The sequence below is a fragment of the Pseudomonas sp. GM25 genome (genome assembly GCF_000282255.1).
GTDB lineage: Bacteria > Pseudomonadota > Gammaproteobacteria > Pseudomonadales > Pseudomonadaceae > Aquipseudomonas > Aquipseudomonas aphyarum.
This window is the reverse complement of record NZ_AKJQ01000029.1, coordinates 200,751-219,810: the sequence shown is the minus strand read 5'-3', so window position 1 is coordinate 219,810 and position 19,060 is coordinate 200,751. Positions and strand designations below refer to the sequence as shown.

General features: G+C 61.3%; 20 protein-coding genes. 11 read left to right on the top strand and 9 right to left on the bottom strand.

Annotation, left to right across the window (positions count from 1 at the left end):
* Positions 1-9: 9 nt before the first annotated feature.
* Genes PMI24_RS07795 through PMI24_RS07785 form a run of 3 tightly spaced genes read right to left on the bottom strand, consistent with a single transcriptional unit; the run spans position 10 to position 3,568 of the window.
* Positions 10-282, bottom strand: a complete 273-nt coding sequence (locus tag PMI24_RS07795; protein ID WP_007952551.1) for an oxidative damage protection protein — start codon at positions 280-282, stop codon at positions 10-12.
* Complete coding sequence (gene mutY / locus PMI24_RS07790; protein ID WP_007952550.1) at positions 279-1,346, bottom strand: A/G-specific adenine glycosylase; 1,068 nt, start codon at positions 1,344-1,346, stop codon at positions 279-281. The genes PMI24_RS07795 and mutY overlap by 4 nt, the downstream gene beginning before the upstream one ends.
* Positions 1,343-3,568, bottom strand: a complete 2,226-nt coding sequence (locus PMI24_RS07785; RefSeq protein WP_007952549.1) for an AsmA family protein — start codon at positions 3,566-3,568, stop codon at positions 1,343-1,345. The genes mutY and PMI24_RS07785 overlap by 4 nt, the downstream gene beginning before the upstream one ends.
* Positions 3,569-3,923: 355 nt before the next feature.
* Here PMI24_RS07785 and PMI24_RS07780 point away from each other — a divergent pair, with 355 nt between their 5' ends.
* From PMI24_RS07780 to PMI24_RS07750, 7 genes are all read left to right on the top strand, one after another.
* The gene (locus tag PMI24_RS07780) at positions 3,924-5,588 is read left to right on the top strand and encodes an OFA family MFS transporter (protein ID WP_007952548.1); all 1,665 of its coding nucleotides are present in this window, start codon (positions 3,924-3,926) and stop codon (positions 5,586-5,588) included.
* A 292-nt stretch (positions 5,589-5,880) separates the two neighbouring features.
* Positions 5,881-6,474: an imidazoleglycerol-phosphate dehydratase HisB gene (gene hisB / locus PMI24_RS07775; protein WP_007952547.1), complete on the top strand. Its 594-nt coding sequence runs from the start codon at positions 5,881-5,883 to the stop codon at positions 6,472-6,474.
* On the top strand, positions 6,474-7,112 hold the full coding sequence (hisH, locus tag PMI24_RS07770; RefSeq protein ID WP_007952546.1) for an imidazole glycerol phosphate synthase subunit HisH: 639 nt from the start codon (positions 6,474-6,476) through the stop codon (positions 7,110-7,112). The genes hisB and hisH overlap by 1 nt, the downstream gene beginning before the upstream one ends.
* Complete coding sequence (locus tag PMI24_RS07765) at positions 7,113-7,373, top strand: DUF2164 domain-containing protein (RefSeq protein WP_007952545.1); 261 nt, start codon at positions 7,113-7,115, stop codon at positions 7,371-7,373.
* Between the two features lie 42 nt (positions 7,374-7,415).
* On the top strand, positions 7,416-8,153 hold the full coding sequence (hisA, locus tag PMI24_RS07760) for a 1-(5-phosphoribosyl)-5-[(5-phosphoribosylamino)methylideneamino]imidazole-4-carboxamide isomerase (protein ID WP_003220753.1): 738 nt from the start codon (positions 7,416-7,418) through the stop codon (positions 8,151-8,153).
* Between the two features lie 9 nt (positions 8,154-8,162).
* On the top strand, positions 8,163-8,933 hold the full coding sequence (gene hisF / locus PMI24_RS07755; protein ID WP_007909211.1) for an imidazole glycerol phosphate synthase subunit HisF: 771 nt from the start codon (positions 8,163-8,165) through the stop codon (positions 8,931-8,933).
* Between the two features lie 231 nt (positions 8,934-9,164).
* A complete protein-coding gene (locus tag PMI24_RS07750; protein WP_007952542.1) occupies positions 9,165-9,920 on the top strand; it encodes a substrate-binding periplasmic protein in 756 nt (251 codons plus the stop codon).
* Here the strand turns inward: PMI24_RS07750 and PMI24_RS07745 are convergent.
* The 5 genes from PMI24_RS07745 to gpmI all read right to left on the bottom strand — a co-directional run bounded on the left by PMI24_RS07745 (position 9,901) and on the right by gpmI (position 16,489).
* The gene (locus PMI24_RS07745; RefSeq protein ID WP_007952541.1) at positions 9,901-11,301 is read right to left on the bottom strand and encodes a Vps62-related protein; all 1,401 of its coding nucleotides are present in this window, start codon (positions 11,299-11,301) and stop codon (positions 9,901-9,903) included. The genes PMI24_RS07750 and PMI24_RS07745 overlap by 20 nt on opposite strands.
* A 106-nt stretch (positions 11,302-11,407) precedes the next feature.
* Entirely contained in the window at positions 11,408-12,184 is a 777-nt protein-coding gene (locus tag PMI24_RS07740) for a divergent polysaccharide deacetylase family protein (RefSeq protein ID WP_045121689.1), read from the bottom strand.
* Positions 12,185-12,186: 2 nt separating this feature from the next.
* Positions 12,187-13,506, bottom strand: coding sequence for a S41 family peptidase (locus PMI24_RS07735; RefSeq protein ID WP_007952532.1), 1,320 nt, complete (start codon positions 13,504-13,506; stop codon positions 12,187-12,189).
* A gap of 33 nt (positions 13,507-13,539) precedes the next feature.
* Positions 13,540-14,826: a murein hydrolase activator EnvC family protein gene (locus tag PMI24_RS07730; RefSeq protein ID WP_007952530.1), complete on the bottom strand. Its 1,287-nt coding sequence runs from the start codon at positions 14,824-14,826 to the stop codon at positions 13,540-13,542.
* A gap of 136 nt (positions 14,827-14,962) precedes the next feature.
* Complete coding sequence (gene gpmI / locus PMI24_RS07725) at positions 14,963-16,489, bottom strand: 2,3-bisphosphoglycerate-independent phosphoglycerate mutase (protein WP_007952529.1); 1,527 nt, start codon at positions 16,487-16,489, stop codon at positions 14,963-14,965.
* Between the two features lie 152 nt (positions 16,490-16,641).
* Between gpmI and PMI24_RS07720 the strand changes: the two genes are divergently transcribed.
* From PMI24_RS07720 to secB, 3 genes are read left to right on the top strand one after another with little or no spacing between them, the layout of a single operon-like run.
* A complete protein-coding gene (locus PMI24_RS07720; protein WP_007952524.1) occupies positions 16,642-17,055 on the top strand; it encodes a rhodanese-like domain-containing protein in 414 nt (137 codons plus the stop codon).
* 1 nt (position 17,056) lies between these two features.
* Positions 17,057-17,311 (top strand): glutaredoxin 3, encoded by a 255-nt coding sequence (gene grxC / locus PMI24_RS07715; RefSeq protein WP_007952522.1) that lies wholly within the window; start codon positions 17,057-17,059, stop codon positions 17,309-17,311.
* Positions 17,312-17,368: 57 nt separating this feature from the next.
* Positions 17,369-17,854, top strand: a complete 486-nt coding sequence (gene secB / locus PMI24_RS07710) for a protein-export chaperone SecB (RefSeq protein ID WP_007952521.1) — start codon at positions 17,369-17,371, stop codon at positions 17,852-17,854.
* A gap of 65 nt (positions 17,855-17,919) precedes the next feature.
* Here secB and PMI24_RS07705 read toward each other — a convergent pair whose 3' ends face one another.
* Positions 17,920-18,375: a tRNA (cytidine(34)-2'-O)-methyltransferase gene (locus tag PMI24_RS07705; protein WP_007952520.1), complete on the bottom strand. Its 456-nt coding sequence runs from the start codon at positions 18,373-18,375 to the stop codon at positions 17,920-17,922.
* Here PMI24_RS07705 and PMI24_RS07700 point away from each other — a divergent pair.
* Positions 18,374-18,814, top strand: a complete 441-nt coding sequence (locus PMI24_RS07700; protein ID WP_045121688.1) for a hypothetical protein — start codon at positions 18,374-18,376, stop codon at positions 18,812-18,814. The two genes, PMI24_RS07705 and PMI24_RS07700, sit on opposite strands and share 2 nt — an antisense overlap.
* Positions 18,815-19,060: the final 246 nt, after the last annotated feature.

Here is a 19,060-nt window from a genome sequence, read left to right as displayed (position 1 = left end):
TCGCGGGGTTTACTCTGCAGGCGGAACGTAGCCTTCGGCCTGAGCGTATTCCTCGCCGGAGAAGTACTTGTCCATTTCGCCCTGAAGAAATTTGCGGTCTTCGGCGTTCATCATGTTCAGGCGTTTTTCGTTGATCAGCAGGGTCTGGTGTTTCTGCCAGTCAGCCCAGGCCTTGGCCGAGACGTGTTCGAAAATGTCCTGGCCCTTGGCGCCCGGGTACGGTGGGCGTTCCAGACCTTCGAGTTGTTCTTTGTATTTGCGGCACATTACGGTGCGGGTCATGTCGACTCTCCTGCATTCAAGACGGCGGCCGCGCGTTCGAGCAAGGTCTTGACCGGGGCGGCGAGGCCCAGGCGCGGCGGGGTGGCGAGGTTATACCAGAGCCAGTCGGCCTCGGCCACGTGACCGCCGGCTTCCTGTACCTGAACCAGCCAGGGTTCGATGGACAGCTGGAAGTGGCTGAAGGTGTGGACAAGGCTCGGCAGCGCCTGCTGCTCGCCCAGTTCCAGCGAGTGCTGCGCGGCGAGGTGTTGCAGGTCGTCGAGGTCGTCGAGTTCCGGCAGGCTCCACAAACCGCCCCACAATCCGCTGGACGGGCGGCGATAAAGCAGGATCGCGCCGTCCTCGTTGGCCAGCAGCGGCATCAGCGTGCGTTTCTGCGGGATGGCCTTGCGCGGCTTGGGGATCGGGTAACGCGTCTCCAGGCCGAGCATGTGCGCTTCGCAGCCCTTTTCCAGCGGACACAGCAGGCAGCTCGGCTTGCTGCGGGTGCAGAGCGTGGCGCCCAGATCCATCATCGCCTGGGTGTAGGCGTTGACCCGATCCTGCGGCGTGAAGCGCTCGGCGTTGGCCCACAGCTGTTTGGCGACCTTCGGCTCGCCGGGGTAGCCCTCCTGCGCGGTAAAGCGCGCCAGCACCCGTTTGACGTTACCGTCGAGGATCGGCGCGCGCAGGCCCATGCTGATGCTGGCGATCGCGCCGGCAGTCGACAGGCCGATGCCCGGCAAATCCGTGAGCTTCTCGACATCCCGGGGAAACTCGCCGCCGTACTGGCTGACGACAATCTTCGCGGTCTTCTGCAGATTGCGCGCACGGGTGTAGTAACCCAGCCCGGTCCACAGGTGCAGCACTTCGTCCTCCGGCGCTTCGGCCAGGGCTTCGACCGTCGGCAGCGCGGCCATGAACCGGTCGAAGTAATTGAGCACGGTGCTGACCTGGGTCTGCTGCAACATGATCTCGGACACCCACACCCGGTACGGGTTGATGTTCTGTTGCCAGGGCAAATCATGGCGGCCGTGGCGGTCGAACCATTCCAGCACCGCCGTGGAAAACTGCTCCGCTCTCATCGCTTGAACAGCCCCTTCAATGCGTTTTTCAGTTCCGGGCTGACTTTGTCGCCCAGTTTCTCGTCGATTTTTTCGCTGATTTTGTCGCCGGCCAGTTTGGTCGCGACCTGGCCCATGCGTTCGTTGTCCACGCGGCAGGCCTTGGCGCCCAGTTCCAGCGGGCCACGGCAGCGCAGCGGCCATTCGATGCCGACGAATTTGTCGCCGACCTGACAGGCCGGATCCGGCATGGCGCTGGTGTCGCCTTCGACGATGATGCCGACGCGATAGTCCATGCCCAGCACCTTGAGGTCGATATCGCCGTCACCGTTGACGCTCATGCCGGGTATGCGCACTTTCAGGTCCGGGTTGCTGGCCACGCCGTTGCGGAAGGTCAGGTTGCCCTTGAGCTCCTGGAACGGCGTGTCCTTGCCGCGCGGCTCACCGCTCAGGGATTTGCGGTTGAGGGTGGCGATGCCCTTGCACAGTTGTTGCTCAAGGTTGGCGTTGAGCAGCACGCCGTTGTTGATCACGAAGCTGGCGTTGCCGTTGAGGGTTTCGATCAGCGCCTGCTGGCTGTTGCCGCTGCCGGTGACGGTGCTGGTGAGATTGACCAGACCCTTGACCGGCGGATTCTTGCCCTGGCTTTCGAGGATTTTCTCCACCGGCACCCGGTTGATCCGGGTTTGCAGGTTCAGTACCGGCGCGGTCTGGCGTACGTCCAGCGTGCCCTTGGCTTCGAAGTCGCCGTTGTACAGCTCGCCGCGCAGGTTCTCCAGGGTCAGCAGGCCGCCCTGGCCGGTGGCTTTCAGTGCGGCGTTCTGGATCGGCAGCTTGTCGAGGGTCAACTGGCCGAAAGTCAGGTCGGCGTTTACGTCGAGCTTGCTCAGGCGCTCGACAGGGAACAGGCGCTCGGTGCTCCAGGCGCTTTTGCTCGGTTTCTCGGGCAGCGGTGTGCTGCCGGCACCGGCCATCGCATCGGCCTCGGTGCTGGCGACTTCGGCCTGGCGGACCTGCGTGGCGTTGTTGGCTTTTTCCGATTTCGGCGGCAGGTAACGGTCGACGTTGAAGGTGTCGGCCTTGAGGGTCGCCCGCAGCGATTGCTTGGCGAAGTCTTCGACGGCGATGCGGCCGCTGAAGCTGCTGTCGTCGAGTTTCAGGTTGATGTTGTCCAGCGCCACGCTAGTCGGCGTCGCGGCGACACGGCTGACCAGTTCAACCTTGCTCAGGCTGCCTTCGGCCATGGCCGGCAGGGTCTGGCCGATGCTGTCGACGAATTTCGCCAGGTCGAACTGGGCGATGGAAATCCCGCCGGTGATCTGTGGCGTCTTGTCCAGGTCGTTGGCTTTCAGCTCGCCGAGGGCACGCAGCTGATTGACCGAGAGCTTGATGCCGGTCCATTCGGCGACGTTGGCAGCCTTGTCCAGCAGCAGTTGGCCTTGGGCGGCGAAGGTCACGGTCTTGCCTTGCAGCGGATCGCCGGCAACTTCGCCGGACAGCTTCAGGTCTTCGAACTTGTAGCGTTGCAGGGCGCGTTCGAAGCGCAGCTCGCCGTTGAGCTCGGTGCGCACCCGCAGCACTGGCTGGTTGGTGCCGAGGAACGCGGTGGCCTTGACCGGGATGTTGGTCGAATCGTGAACCGCGCCGGTGCTCAGCTGGATGCTTTCGGCGCTGAATTGCTTGCCGGTCAACTCGTCGTTGTATTCCACGCGGGCGTTGTTGACGGTCAGGCTGTCGATGTCGAGGCGGATCGGCTGGGCCGGTTTTTCCGGTTGCGCAGGGGCCTCGGGGGCGGTTTCGGCCGTGGTGGTTGGCGCTGGTGTGGTGCCGGCCTTGGGCGGCACCTTGCCGATGTCTTCCCAGTTGCCGTGACCATTCTTGTCACGGTTCAGGCGCAGGTTCAGGCCTTCGACGCGCACGTCGCTCATCTGCACTTCGCGGCGCAGGAGCGGCAGCACGCGCACGGACAGGCCGAGCATCTGCAGGTCGGCGAATGGTTCGGCAGGCTTGGCCAGGGTCGCGACGCTGGCCTCGTGCAGTTCCAGGCCGAGCCACGGGAACAGGCTCCAGCCGATGTCGCCATTGAGCGTCAGCTCGATGTGGGCCTTGTCGCGGGCTATCTGGCGGATCTCGTCTTTGTAGTCGTTGGGATCAAACAGGTGGGTCAGGGCGAAGCCCGCCGCCACAATGATCAGCAACAGCCCGAGAAGTACCAGACCCAGGATTTTGCCGAACGCTTTCATGGGCGAGTCCTTGTAAGTAGTCGAATTCGTAATTTAGCCGGGGAGTATAGCGCTGCATCACCCCGCGCTGTTGCGGTGTCCCGTGCAGCCTGCTGAACCGTGATGTACAGCGCTTCGACAACGATCGGCATCGGGGTTCCCCGGCATCAGGAGATCAGATGACTCAAAAAAGGTGATATCAGTTTGGTTTTTCTGTCACGTGCAAATGGTAACCTTCGCCCGTTCGTCCGCCCATCTGCGACTTAACGTCGCGCTTTCAAGGAGCTTCACCCGCAAAAAACGGTCATGCCTGCGTGCATAAAGGCCGGGGGTGAGCAGTGGCTGGCGAACCATACTAATAATTGGGGGATACACAATGAGCACGACCATTACGGCGGACGGCCTCAAAGCCGATCAGCCCGGGTTCCTGTCCAAGGAACGCATCATCGCCAAGCCCGGTTTCAACCGTTGGCTGGTCCCGCCGGCCGCTCTGGCCATTCACCTGTGCATCGGCATGGCCTACGGCTTCTCGGTGTTCTGGTTGCCGCTGTCCAAGGCGCTGGGCGTGACCGCTCCGGTGGCTTGCGCACCGGACATGAGCTTCATCGCACAAGTCTTCTCGTCGCAATGCGACTGGCCGATCTCCATGCTCGGCTGGATCTACACCCTGTTCTTCATCTTCCTCGGCTGCTCGGCAGCGATCTGGGGTGGCTGGCTCGAACACGCAGGCCCGCGCAAGGCCGGTGTTGTATCGGCACTGTGCTGGTGCGGCGGTCTGCTGATTTCCGCACTGGGTATCTATACCCACCAGATCTGGCTGATGTGGATCGGCTCCGGCGTGATCGGCGGTATCGGTCTGGGCCTGGGCTACATTTCGCCGGTGTCGACCCTGATCAAGTGGTTCCCGGACAAACGCGGCATGGCGACCGGCATGGCGATCATGGGCTTCGGCGGTGGCGCGATGGTCGGTGCTCCGCTGGCAACCGCTCTGATGAGCCATTTCGCTTCGCCGGCTGGCGTGGGCGTGTGGCAGAGCTTTGTGGCCATGGCCGCGATCTACTTCGTGTTCATGATCGGTGGCGCACTGGCGTACCGCGTACCGCCAACCGGCTGGAAACCTGAAGGCTGGACCGCTCCGGCGAAGAAAGCCTCGAACGCGATGATCACCCACCGTCACGTGCACGTGAATGTGGCGTGGAAAACCCCGCAATTCCGTCTGGTGTGGCTGGTGCTGTGCCTGAACGTGTCTGCCGGTATCGGCATCCTCGGCATGGCTTCGCCACTGTTGCAGGAAGTGTTCGGCGGCAAGCTGCTGGGTAACGATCTGCCGTTCGGTCAACTGGACGCCGGTCAACTGGCTTCCATCGCTGCGATCGCGGCCGGCTTCACTGGTCTGCTGAGCCTGTTCAACATCGGCGGTCGTTTCTTCTGGGCGTCGTTCTCGGACTACCTGGGCCGCAAGAACACTTACTTCGTGTTCTTCGCGCTGGGTTTTGCGCTGTACGCACTGATCCCGAACCTCGGTCACCTGGGCAACGTTGCGCTGTTCGTGGCGGCGTTCTGCATCATCCTGTCGATGTACGGCGGTGGTTTCGCGACCGTTCCGGCGTATCTGGCCGACCTGTTCGGTACGCAGATGGTGGGCGCGATCCACGGTCGTCTGCTGACTGCCTGGGCCGCCGCTGGCGTGCTGGGTCCGGTGCTGGTGAACTACCTGCGTGAGTATCAGCTGAGCATCGGCGTCGAGCGCGCCGCCGCTTACGACATCACCCTGTACATCCTCGCCGGCCTGCTGGTGCTGGGTTTCCTGTGCAACCTGCTGGTGCGTCCGGTGGCCGACAAGTACTTCATGACCGACGCCGAACTGGCCGCCGAACAGGCGCTGGGCCACGACAAGGGTGCTGACGCCAGCACCGTGCTGGAGTGGAAAGCCGCGCCGGGCAGCAAGCCATTGGCGATCGCTGCGTGGCTGGTGGTAGGGATTCCGTTGGCGTGGGGTGTGTGGGTGACCCTGCAGAAGACGGCGGTTCTGTTCCACTAAGACGCTGAAGTTGCCGGTCTGAGATCTCAGGCCGGCACCAACACCTGTGGGAGCGAGCTTGCTCGCGAAGAGGGTAGATCGGTCGACATTGCTGTCGGCTGACCCACCGCTTTCGTGAGCAAGCTCGCTCCCACATTTGTTTTCAGGCTGCCTGTAATGGCTTGTATGGACATGTCTACCCGCGACAGTCGGGGCTTCTATCCGTCTGTCATATCACCTCTCGTGTTTCTGTTTCGGCCCCGCGCCCCTATAATGGCTGCCTTTTTCGCCCAATGATTTTGCGGAGCTGGTGATGGCCGAACGTAAGGCGTCTGTCGAGCGCGACACTCTGGAAACCCAGATCAAAGCCTCGATCAACCTTGATGGCACCGGAAAGGCCCGATTCAATATCGGTGTTCCTTTTCTTGAGCACATGCTGGATCAGATCGCCCGTCACGGGTTGATCGACCTGGATATCGAATGCAAGGGCGATCTGCATATCGACGATCACCATACGGTGGAAGACGTCGGTATCACCCTCGGCCAGGCCTTCGCGCAAGCCATTGGCGACAAGAAAGGCATCCGTCGCTACGGCCACGCCTACGTGCCGCTCGATGAAGCGCTGTCGCGCGTAGTGATCGACTTCTCCGGCCGCCCGGGCCTGCAGATGCACGTGCCGTATACCCGCGCCACCGTTGGCGGCTTCGACGTCGACCTGTTCCAGGAATTCTTCCAGGGCTTCGTCAACCACGCGCTGGTCAGCCTGCACATCGACAACCTGCGCGGCACCAACACCCACCACCAGATCGAAACCGTGTTCAAGGCATTCGGCCGCGCGCTGCGCATGGCCGTCGAGCTGGATGACCGCATGGCCGGCCAGATGCCTTCGACCAAGGGCGTCCTGTAATGCAGACGGTTGCAGTTATCGATTACGGCATGGGCAACCTGCACTCGGTGGCCAAGGCCCTCGAGCACGTCGGTGCCGGCAAGGTGCTGATCACCAGCGATGCAGCAGTGATCCGCGAAGCCGACCGCGTGGTTTTCCCAGGCGTCGGCGCGATTCGCGATTGCATGGCGGAGATCCGTCGCCTCGGTTTCGATTCGCTGGTGCGTGAAGTCAGCCAGGATCGTCCGTTCCTCGGCATCTGTGTCGGCATGCAAGCCTTGCTCGACAGCAGCGAAGAGAACGACGGCGTCGACTGCATCGGCCTGTTCCCGGGCGCGGTGAAGTTCTTCGGCAAAGACCTGCATGAAGACGGCGAGCACCTGAAAGTCCCGCACATGGGCTGGAACGAAGTGAAGCAGGCGGTGGATCACCCGCTGTGGCACAACATTCCGGATCTGGCGCGTTTCTACTTCGTGCACAGCTACTACATCGCCGCCGGTAATCCGCGTCAGGTAGTCGGCAGCGGTCATTACGGCGTCGATTTCGCTGCGGCGCTGGCCGAAGGTTCGCGTTTCGCCGTGCAGTTCCACCCGGAGAAGAGCCATACCCATGGCCTGCAATTGCTGCAGAACTTCGCTGCGTGGGACGGTCGCTGGTAAATGGCCGCCAAGAAATCCAAGCCGCCGATCCTGACCCTCACTCCCGAGCAGGAGAGCGAGGCCAATCGCAAGATTCAGCGGTTCATGGAGGATCGTTTCGAACTGGACCTGGGTTCGTTCGAGGCGGCGGAAATTCTTGAGCTGTTTACCCGCGAAATTGCTCCGCACTATTACAACAGGGCGATTTTCGATGTGCAGACCCACCTCAAAGAGCGGTTTGAAAGCATCGAAAGCGACCTGTGGGCGCTCGAGAAAAACTGATTTCCGAGCCAAGCTGAACATTCAAATTTGAAGGTTTGCCAGATGCTGATTATTCCCGCTATCGATCTTAAAGATGGTGCCTGCGTACGTCTGCGCCAGGGCCGCATGGAAGATTCCACAGTGTTCTCCGATGACCCGGTGAGCATGGCTGCCAAGTGGGTGGAGGGCGGTTGCCGCCGTCTGCATCTGGTCGACCTGAACGGCGCTTTCGAAGGCCAGCCGGTCAACGGCGAAGTGGTGACTGCGATCGCCAAGCGCTACCCGACCTTGCCGATCCAGATCGGCGGCGGCATCCGTTCGCTGGAAACCATCGAGCACTACGTCAAGGCGGGCGTCAGCTACGTGATCATCGGCACCAAAGCGGTGAAGGATCCGGCGTTTGTCGCTGAAGCCTGCCGCGCGTTCCCGGGCAAGATCATCGTTGGTCTGGATGCCAAAGACGGTTTTGTCGCCACCGATGGCTGGGCTGAAATCAGCACCGTGCAGGTCATCGACCTGGCCAAGCAATTTGAAGCCGACGGCGTGTCCTCGATCGTTTATACCGACATCGCCAAAGACGGCATGATGCAGGGCTGCAACGTTCCGTTCACCGCTGCGCTCGCTGCTGCCACCAAGATCCCGGTGATCGCTTCCGGCGGTATTCACAACCTGGGTGACATCAAATCGCTGCTCGACGCCAAGGCACCGGGCATCATCGGCGCCATCACCGGCCGGGCGATCTACGAAGGCACTCTCGACGTCGCCGAAGCGCAAGCTTTCTGCGATTCGTACCAAGGCTGAGGACTGACCATGGCGCTGGCCAAACGCATCATCCCTTGCCTGGACGTGGACAACGGCCGGGTCGTCAAAGGTGTGAAGTTCGAGAACATCCGTGACGCCGGTGACCCGGTGGAAATCGCCCGTCGCTACGACGAGCAGGGTGCCGACGAGATTACCTTTCTCGACATCACCGCCAGCGTCGATGGCCGTGACACCACGCTGCACACCGTCGAGCGCATGGCCAGCCAGGTGTTCATCCCGCTGACCGTCGGTGGTGGCGTGCGTACCGTGCAGGACATTCGCAACCTGCTCAACGCCGGTGCGGACAAGGTGTCGATCAACACCGCTGCCGTGTTCAACCCGGAATTCGTCGGCGAAGCGGCGCAGCATTTTGGCTCGCAATGCATTGTCGTCGCCATCGACGCGAAGAAGGTTTCCGGCCCGGGCGAAACCCCGCGCTGGGAAATCTTCACCCACGGCGGTCGCAAGCCGACCGGCCTCGACGCGGTCGAGTGGGCGAAGAAAATGGAAGGCCTGGGTGCCGGTGAAATCCTCCTGACCAGCATGGATCAGGACGGCATGAAAAACGGTTTCGACCTCGGCGTGACCCGCGCCATCAGCGATGCGCTGGGCATTCCGGTGATCGCCTCCGGCGGCGTCGGCAACCTGCAGCATCTGGCTGACGGCATCCTTGAAGGCCACGCCAGCGCAGTATTGGCGGCGAGTATTTTTCACTTCGGCGAATACACCGTTCAAGAAGCCAAGGCTTATATGGCCAAACGCGGCATCGTAATGCGTTAGGCTCTGCGCGAAACCTGCCTGCGCGACGATCATGCTGCGTTAAAAACAGGCTCGGAATGCTCATGTAGGTCCCCTACAGTCGAGCGCGACCCCGGCCGTTCCTCGCCTGTTTTTGCCTTGCCTGATCGCCGCTCGGCTAGTTTTCACGCAGACCCAAAACAATACAGGCCAGTGGACAGCATGGCGTACCCAAGGCACTCTTGGGCACGCCATGGATTTCGGTAGCCCGACATGATCAAACGCCTGCTTCTCGCCCTCGCCAGTGCCTCCGTGTTGTTGATCAACACCGGCCACGCCGAAGAAAGTCCCGACACCGATCTGGTGCTCCTCACCGAAAACTTCCCGCCGTACAACATGGCGAAGAACGGCAAGAATTTCGCCCAGGATGAAAACATCAACGGCATCGCCACGGACATCGTGCGCGAGATGTTCAAGCGTGCCGGCATCACCTACAGCCTGACCCTGCGCTTCCCTTGGGAACGGGTCTACAAGCTGGCGCTGGAGAATCCCGGTTACGGTGCGTTCGTCATGGCGCGTCTGCCGGATCGCGAAAAACTCTTCAAGTGGGTCGGCCCGATCGGCCCGGACGACTGGGTCATGCTGGCCAAGGCCGATAGCAAGATCACCCTCGAAACCCTCAATGACGCTCGCAAGTACAAGATCGGCGCCTACAAGGGCGATGCGATTGCCGAAACGTTGACCAAGCAGGGTCTGAAGCCGGTGGTGGTGCTGCGCGATCAGGACAACGCCAAAAAACTCGTCAGCGGCCAGATCGATCTGTGGGCCACCGGCGATCCTGCCGGCCGTTATCTAGCGCGGCAGGATGGCGTGACCGGGCTGAAAACCGTCCTGCGTTTCAACAGCGCCGAGCTGTATCTGGCGCTGAACAAAGACGTGCCGGACGAAGCCGTTGCCAAGCTTCAGGCGGCGCTCGATCAGATGCGCAAGGATGGAGTGGTCGACGAGATCATGGGGCGGTATCTGTAACTATCGCTGAACCTGTCATTGGTTGCGGATCAGCCTGGGGCTCTGCAGCCGGCAGCTTTTCAGGTTCCTGTTCGGGCGCAACGGCTGTCTGTTTCTCGAGTTCCTTCTTCGTGTCCTTTGCCGGCTCCAGCTCGGCGGGGTAATCCGCCAGATGCAGGCTATCCATATCGGTAAAGCTGAGGTGGCCCTCCACTTGTGAGCCATCTTCGCGCAGTAATCGGTAGTCGCTTTGCATCAGATACACCGCGGCGAACCGGTTTTTTCCAACCAGCGCAATAACTTCTGCCTCCGAGGAATTCACCCATTCATAGGGTGCCGATCCGGTGTTGCAGAAGCTGTCGCCCAGCCTGGCTGAGCAGGTGATGGCCGACCGAGGCGCAGACATTGCCGAAGGCCATTGGTTGCCGATGTCGAGGCCCGTATTGCGGGTGAATGTGCGCACCATCTCGAATGACTGGGCTCGGCTGGCTCTCCACCTGAAAGGGCGATGCATGTCAGAGCTGTTCCGGCCTTCGCCGACGAGCAAGTAGTGATCAGTTCTTTCCAGGCGGTAAAACGGTGAAGTCTTCAGCTGTACGAGGCTTGGCATCAGCGGGTCGCTGACGGCGAACCACGGCAATCTGACAACCTGTGTGATCCTGGATGGCGTCAGGGCGGCGGAGGCATCGTGCCCGGTCAGTACGGGAGCCGCCGGTGGAGTCTGGACCTGAAGCGGAATCGGCATCCGCAAGGCGTATGCGGTGATGGGAGCTGTAGGTTTGCTGTAGCCGTTAGCGCCGATAAAGGTGCCGGGGGCAAAGTAGATCTCCCCGGCGGGGGCGCTCGGGGGGGAGACGGTCCAGGTGCTGAAGTCGCGGTCGGCTCCGCTGCCCTTGTCGCTCCAGATCAGGGTGCTGGCACTTGAGGCTACCACCAGGTCGGCGCGTACGCAGCGAACGGCGTTGAAGGACGGTTTGCTGCTGTCGTTGGAACATACCAGCCCGAGTGCCACATAACCCTCGGGTGGGATCGGTCGCCAGATAGAACAGTCACCGTTGGCCCGCGAGCCGGTATCGCTCCAGACCCATTGATAGTCATTGGGCCTGCTCAGTGCAGGGCCTTTGCCGGCCTCGGCATTTTGCAAGTCTCCTTCACGGACAACGGCCATTACCCGTTTTTCGTTGATATTGTCCCGTCCGGAGATAACGAGGTCGCCCAAGGGGAAATAGCCGGGCAGCAGGTCGGGAGCCGGAGTGGGGCGCCAAAAGCTGCCGGGTTTTGACTTTGAGCCTGTGTTGTCCCAGATCCTGTGAAATTCGGTGGTGAAATTGATCAGCAGGTTTTCAACCGCTATGGGCTCCATTTGCCGAGTCGGTGATATGAGAAGGGTTTGGGTGTTCATGATTGATCCTGAATAGAGAAAACGGCACGGTGGCCGCGACGGGTCTCAATATCCGGGTCTGGAGGTGGCGTCCTGCGGTATCTATTTATTGCTTGGTGACAACTTGTTACCGGTAAACGCCGTCTTTGCCATGAGCGGCTGTCGCACGATTACTGCGTACGCTGATCATTTGCTTGATGTCGATCCACTCGATGCCCTGAGCCTTCAACTTCGGCAACTCACGCTCCAGCACAGCCAGAGTCTGTGGATACGGATGGCCGATCATCACGGCCGAACCCTGTTTGTGCGCCAGGCTGATCGCCGTCTGCAACTGCGTCAGGATCGCCGCTTCGGTGCGTTCGTCATCGAGAAACACATCCCGCGAAACGCTCGCCAGATCGATTTTCTGCGCCTGTTGCGCAGCGACGGTCTGGGCGCTGGTGCGGCTGTCGACGAAGAACTTGTGGCGGCGCTGCAACTCGCCCATCAACCACGCCATCGCCACTGGTTGTGCAGTCATGCGACTGCCCATGTGGTTGTTGATGCCGGCGGTGTAGGGGACCATTTTGAACGCAGCGTTCAGGCGTTTTTCCAGTTCTTCGATGGGCAGTTCGGGATGCCAGGCGAACGGGCCGGTGGCCGGGTCCATCGGCATGTGCAGGATCACGACCTTGCCGGCGCGATGGGCTTCGCGGGCGAATTCGGTGGCGTGCGGGGTGTCGGGCATGATCGCTGTGGTCACCGGCCCGGGGAGGGCCAGCACGCGGCGATCCCGGGGCAGGTTCTGCCCCAGGTCGTCGATGATCAGCGTCAGGTAGGCTTTTTGAGGTGTTGGTCTGGCTGGTTCCGCGTGAGCAGCACCCGCCAGACAGCACAGCAGGACAAAGACGAAACGCAAAGACATCCTCAACGGCCGGACGTGATGCTCAGGCCTTTGAGCAGGCTCAGGGCCTGGGCCAACTGGTAATCGTCATCCTGCGGCATCGCCTTGGCCTTGCCGCCGGAACCGGTCGGTTTGTCCGCGCCGCCGTTGCCGTTGCCCAGGTGACCTTGCAGATCGGCTTCCTTGAAGTAGTCGTTGTCCGCCTCGTTGGTGATCTTGGCACGGCGTACTTCGATGTCCGGGACGATGCCCTGGGCCTGGATCGAGCGGCCGTTCGGCGTGAAGTACAAAGCGGTGGTGATCTTCAGTGCGCGGTCGTTGTTCAGCGGCAGCACGGTCTGCACCGAGCCCTTGCCGAAACTGGTGGTGCCCATGACCACGGCGCGTTTCTGGTCCTGCAAGGCGCCGGCGACGATTTCCGATGCCGAGGCACTGCCACCGTTGATCAGCACGACCATCGGCACGGCTTCGCTTTCGTCCTTGCCGGTGGCGGAGAAGCGCAGTTCGGAATTGGCGATCCGGCCCTTGGTGTAGACGATCAAGCCTTTGGTGATGAAGTGGTCGACCACTTCCACCGCCGCCTGCAACACGCCGCCCGGGTTGTTGCGCAGGTCGAGGATGATGCCGTTGAGCTTCTTGCCGTTGTCCTTGCGCAGCTTGGCCAGGGCCTTGGAGACCTCTTCGCCGGTCTTGACCTGGAACTGGGTGATGCGGATCAGGCCATAACCCGATTCCAGCAGTTGCGCCTTGACGCTCTTCACCTGAATCACGGCGCGAGCGAGGGTCACGTCGAACGGCGTACCACCGTCGCGCACCAGGGTCAGGGTGATTTTCTGGCCGATCTTGCCGCGCATCTTGTCCACGGCTTCGGTCATGGTCTGGCCACGGGTCGGCGCGCCGTTGATCTTGACGATGAAGTCGCCGGCCTGGATGCCGGCCTTCGATGCTGGCGTATCGTCGATCGGCGACACGACCTTGATGAAGCCGTCTTCGGCGCCGACTTCGATACCCAGGCCGCCGAACTCACCGCTGGTGCTTTCCTGCAACTCGGTGAAGTCTTCAGGGCCGAGGTAGGCGGAGTGCGGATCGAGGTTGCTGAGCATGCCCTTGATCGCGTTTTCCAGCAGGGTCTTGTCGTCCACCGGCTCGACATAGGCCGCCTTGATCCGGTCCATGACCTCGGCAAAGGTGCGCAGCTCTTCCAGCGGCAACGGTGCCTTGCTGGTGGCGGCAGTGCCTGCCGGAGCGACAGCCGGGGCCGGTTGAGCGGCAAACGCCAGAGGCGCGCCGATCACCAGGGCGATCGTCAGGGCCAGCGAGGTAAGACGGGACAAATGCAGCATGTCGAACGAACTCCTAATATCGGTAACTCACGCCTATCCTTGCGCGCGGCACCATTGCGCCGGATCACTCGGGTGACCCTGCTGACGAATTGCGAAATACAGCGCTGGTGTGTCCTGGCCACCACTGTTACCCACAGTGGAGATGGACTCACCGGCTTTTACCACGTCACCTGCCGACTTCAGTAGCGTCTGGTTGTGACCGTAAAGACTCAGAAAACCGTTGCCGTGATCGAGGATCACCAGCAGCCCGGCACCACGCAGCCAGTCGGCAAACACCACGCGCCCGCCGTGTACGGCATGCACCTGGCTGCCGGCGGAGGCGCTGATCATCACGCCGTCCCACTTGGTACGGGCATCGTCGCCACGGGTTTCGCCGAAGCGTGCCAGCAGTCGACCATCAACCGGCCACGGAAGTTTTCCCCGACTTGACGCAAAAGGGCCACCGAAGGTCTCGCCGCTGCTGGACACCAGGGCGCCAGGCGTTGATCTGACCGGTTTGCGTGGGGCGTCGGTGTTTTCCGCCTCGGCCTCACGCAAGCGCTTTTTTTCGGCTTCCTGCTGGGCAATGAGCGCTTTCTGTCGCGCTTCTTCTGCCTCACGAGCCTGACGGGCCAGGGTTTCTTCAATGGTTTTAAGGACTTTAGACAGGTCTGCCTGATCCTGCTCGCGGGCGGCCAGTTTCTGGTCCCGGGCTTTCACGTCGTCATTGAGTTTGGCAAGGGCCTGCTGGCGTTCCTTGCGGACCTTGTCGAGCGCTTCGCGCTGAGTGTCGAGATCGCTTTGCTGCACCAGCAACTGTGCTTGCTGCAAGCCGATGTCTTTTTCGACATTGGCCAGTTGGCGCAGGGTTTCGTTGAAGTTTTTCAACTGCTCCAGGCGAGCCTGGCTCAGATAGTCGTAATAGGTGAGGGTGCGGGCGAATTTCTCGGGATTCTGCTGATTGAGCAGCAGCTTGAGGTATTCCTGGCGACCGTTCTGGTAGGCGGCGCGGGCCTGGACCGCGATCAGTCGCTGCTGTTCAGTGCGCGCGCTCTGGAGTTTTTTTTTCTCCGCATCGAGCCGCTGCAGCTCGGATTCGCTCTTCTTCAGCTCTTTCTGCAGGGCTTCGACCTGTTTCTCGAGCTTGCCCATCTCGGTTTCGGTGCCTTTGAGCTCTTTTTGCACGCCGGATTTTTCTTCCTGGAGCTTGCCCAGCAGTTTTTTCAGCTCGGCAATGTCCTGGCGCGTGGCGTCCAGTTGCTGTTGGGTTTGCGCGCGCTCATCCGCGAAGGCCGGTTGGAGCAGGCATGTCAGAGCGAGGGCGATCAGGACGCGAAGCATAGAGGCGGGCGGCACCAGGGTAAGGGACGGCCTAGTATGCCCGCCCGACGCGGCAAAAAAAACGCCTCAAAGCCAACTGCTTTGAGGCGTTCGTCATAAAAAGCCGTTTCAGGCTGATTACAGGGCGTTTTTGATATCAGACCAGAATCGAAGTGCCAGTCATTTCCGCCGGTTTTTCCAGGCCCAACAGTTTCAGCATGGTCGGCGCCACGTCCGCGAGTACGCCGCCTTCGCGGACTTTCAGGTCACGCTTGCCGACATAGATGAACGGCACCGGCTCGGTGGTGTGCGCGGTGTGTGCCTGACCAGTGGATTCGTCGGCCATCTGCTCGACGTTGCCGTGGTCGGCGGTGATCAGCGCCTCGCCGCCCACCTTTTCCAGTGCCTCAACGATGCGACCCACGCAGGTGTCCAGGCATTCCACGGCTTTCACCGCGGCTTCGAACACGCCGCTATGGCCGACCATGTCGCCGTTGGCGTAGTTGACCACGATCACGTCGTAGCGCTGATTTTCGATGGCCTCGACGATGCGGTCGGTGACTTCCGGCGCGCTCATTTCCGGCTGCAAGTCATAGGTGGCGACTTTCGGCGACGGGATCAGGATGCGCTCTTCGCCCGGGAACGGCTCTTCACGGCCGCCGGAGAAGAAGAAGGTCACGTGGGCGTATTTCTCGGTTTCGGCGATGCGCAGCTGGGTCTTGCCGTTTTTCGCCAAATAGTCGCCGAGCACGTTTTCCAGGCTGCCCGGCGCGAAGGCGGCGGGGGCCGGGATGCTGGCGGCGTATTGGGTCAGGCCCACGTACTGCACTTTTGGCTGGCGTGCGCGCTCGAATTCCTTGAAACCGTCTTCGACAAAAACGCGGCTCAGCTCGCGGGCGCGGTCGGCGCGGAAGTTCATGAACACCACGGCGTCGCCATCTTCGACTTTCACCGGCTCACCGATGCTGGTGGCTTTGACGAATTCGTCGCTCTCGCCACGGGCGTAAGCGGCTTCCAGACCTTCCTGGGCGGTGGCGGCGTTGAATTCGCCGTTGCCATCAACGATCAGGTTGTAGGCCTGGGACACTCGGTCCCAACGGTTGTCACGATCCATGGCGAAGTAGCGGCCGATCAGGCTGGCGATACGGCCCTTGCCGAGGGCCTGGAAGGTCGCGTCGAGCAGTTCGATCGACGAGGCAGCGCTTTTCGGCGGGGTGTCACGACCATCGAGGAAGGCGTGCAGGTAGATTTTTTCGGCGCCGCGCTTGAAGGCCAGTTCGGCCATGGCGATCAGGTGATCCTGGTGGCTGTGCACGCCGCCATCCGACAGCAGGCCCATGAAATGCACGGCCTTGCCGGCGGCCACGGCCTTGTCCACGGCGGCGCAGATGGTCGGGTTCTCGAAGAACTCGCCATCGCGGATCGCTTTGGTCACGCGCGTGAAGTCCTGATACACCACGCGCCCGGCGCCGAGGTTCATGTGGCCGACTTCGGAGTTGCCCATCTGGCCGTCCGGCAGACCGACGTCCATGCCGCTGCCCGAGATCAAGCCGTTCGGCACGGTGGCCCACAGGCGATCCAGCACAGGCTTTTTGGCCGCATAGACGGCGTTGGATTCGGGGCTGTCGCTGTGACCGAAGCCGTCGAGAATCATCAGGACCAAAGGTTTAGGCGTGGTAGTCATGGAATCCACTCGTGGCTAATAAGAAGAGGGCGATGGAAAAGGGAGTTGGAGTTTAAAGCGAAGTTCCGGCGGCGTCACCGCCGGACGGGGTTTGGCCGACCATAGTGGCTGTGTATACTGGCCGACATTTTAACGCCCTGGAACCTCCTTCGATGGTTGCTCACCTGATTGAATTTGCCACTAACCACTACATTCTTGTCGGTATCTTCGTCGTACTGCTGGCTTTGCTGCTGGCGCATACGGTGCAGGGCGGCGGTAAAAGCCTGAGCACGGGCGAGCTGACCGCACTGGTCAACAAGGAAGCCGGCGTGGTGGTGGATATCCGTCCGAGCAAGGACTACGCCGCCGGTCACATCGTTGGCGCGGTGAACATTCCCCAGGACAAACTGGCCGCCCGTATCGGCGAGCTGGAAAAGCACAAGGCCAAGACCATCATTCTGGTCGACGCCCTGGGCCAGACCGCCGGCACCCACGCCCGCGAACTGATGAAGGCCGGCTTCACCGCCGCCAAGCTGTCCGGCGGGATTTCCAGCTGGAAAGGCGACAACCTGCCGTTGGTGAAGTGACATGAGCGACGTCATCGTCTACTCCAGCGATTACTGCCCTTACTGCTCGCGCGCCAAGTACCTGCTCGCGAACAAAGGCGTGGCCTTCGAAGAGATCAAGGTCGATGGCAAGCCGCAGGTGCGCGCCGCCATGGCCCAAAAGGCCGGACGCACGTCCGTGCCGCAGATCTGGATCGGCGACACCCACGTCGGCGGATGTGATGATTTGTATGCCCTGGAGCGCGCCGGCAAGCTCGACGCGCTGCTCAAGGCCTGAACTGCTGCACCTGCAAACCAAGAACCCTAAAAGACCCAAGATCAGAAAGGATCTGAGATGACTGACCAACAGAACACTGCAGCCAGCGAAGAAGAAACCGCACCGCAATTCTCCTTGCAGCGCATCTACGTACGCGACCTGTCCTTCGAAGCCCCGAAAAGCCCGGCGATCTTCCGCCAGCAGTGGGATCCGGCGGTCGCTCTGGATCTGAACACCCGCCAGAAAGCCCTGGAAGGTGATTTCTACGAAGTCGTGCTGACCCTGTCCGTCACCGTGAAAAACGGTGAAGAAGTGGCCTTCATCGCTGAAGTGCAACAGGCCGGTATCTTCCTGATCAAGAACCTGGACGCGGGTTCGATGAGCCACACCCTGGGTGCGTTCTGCCCGAACATCCTGTTCCCGTACGCTCGCGAAACCCTGGACAGCCTGGTGACCCGCGGTTCGTTCCCGGCCCTGATGCTGGCCCCGGTGAACTTCGACGCCCTGTACGCGCAAGAGCTGCAGCGCATGCAGGAGTCCGGCGAGACCCCGACCGTTCAGTAAGCGGTCGATGCAACAACGAAAAAAGCGCCGTTACAGGCGCTTTTTTCTTGGGCGATCGAGTGGCATTACTTGAAGTCGTTCTGCCGCCACGCTTCGTACACGGCGACTGCCACAGTATTGGACAAGTTCAGGCTGCGGCAGCCTTCGCGCATCGGCAGGCGCAGGCGCTGTTCGCCGGGCAGGGCGTCGAGCACTTCCGGCGGCAGGCCACGGCTTTCCGGGCCGAAGATGAACGCATCCCCCGGGACGAACGCGGCATCGTGAAACGGCCGCGAACCCTTGGTGGTGAAGGCGAACAGCCGTGGATGACCGAGGCTTTCCAGGCAGCTGGCGAGGTCGGCATGGCGCTGCAAAGTGGCATACTCGTGGTAGTCGAGACCGGCGCGGCGCAGGCGTTTGTCGTCCATCTCGAAACCCAGCGGTTCGATCAAATGCAGGTGGCAGCCGCTGTTGGCGCACAGCCTGATAACGTTGCCGGTGTTCGGCGGAATTTCCGGTTGAAAAAGGATGACGTGAAACATGCACGGCTCCGAAGGTAAAGATGACGCGCATTCTACGCCGCAAGCGGATCCGCGTTCGAAACTATTCCCGCGGGTGATGGCTTCACTGGCGATCGTCGGTGTGATGGTCGGGATGATGATCGGCCGTTTGACCACGCCAGACCCAACCGTGTTGCAGCAGGTCGAGGTGATTGATGATGGTCTGGCGGTCTGGTTCAACAACGAGCCAAAGCTGCACGGCGAGATCGTCGATGGCAGCCTCGCGTTGCTGTTCGAAGCCGAAGGCAAGGCGCAGAAAGGTCAGCTCAAGTTCAACGGCAAGGACGTGAACTGGCGGACGCGTTTGAGTGACGGGGGATTGTTGCTGACGCTGGTGGCGGCGCGGCCGCTGCAGGGCGACTGGGCCGGCCAGGCGGTCGATGACCGCTGGCGGCTGGAGATCCATCTCCGGGAGCAATAAAAGAGGGAATCCCCGGCCTGCCTGTACCAAGGTTCCCGAAACGGGCGGGCTCATCGCATCGCGTTCTGAGCCGGTGTAAAGAAGGAACCCCTGACCTGCCTGTATCAAGGGCCCCAAAAGGGTGGACTCGCTGAGTCCGGTGTAAAGAGGGGAATCCCCGGCCTGCCTGTACCAAGGCCCCCGAAAGGGTGGGTGAATCGAATCACCTGTAGGAGTTATTGCAGGGGGCGTGCCAGGTTTTCGCGT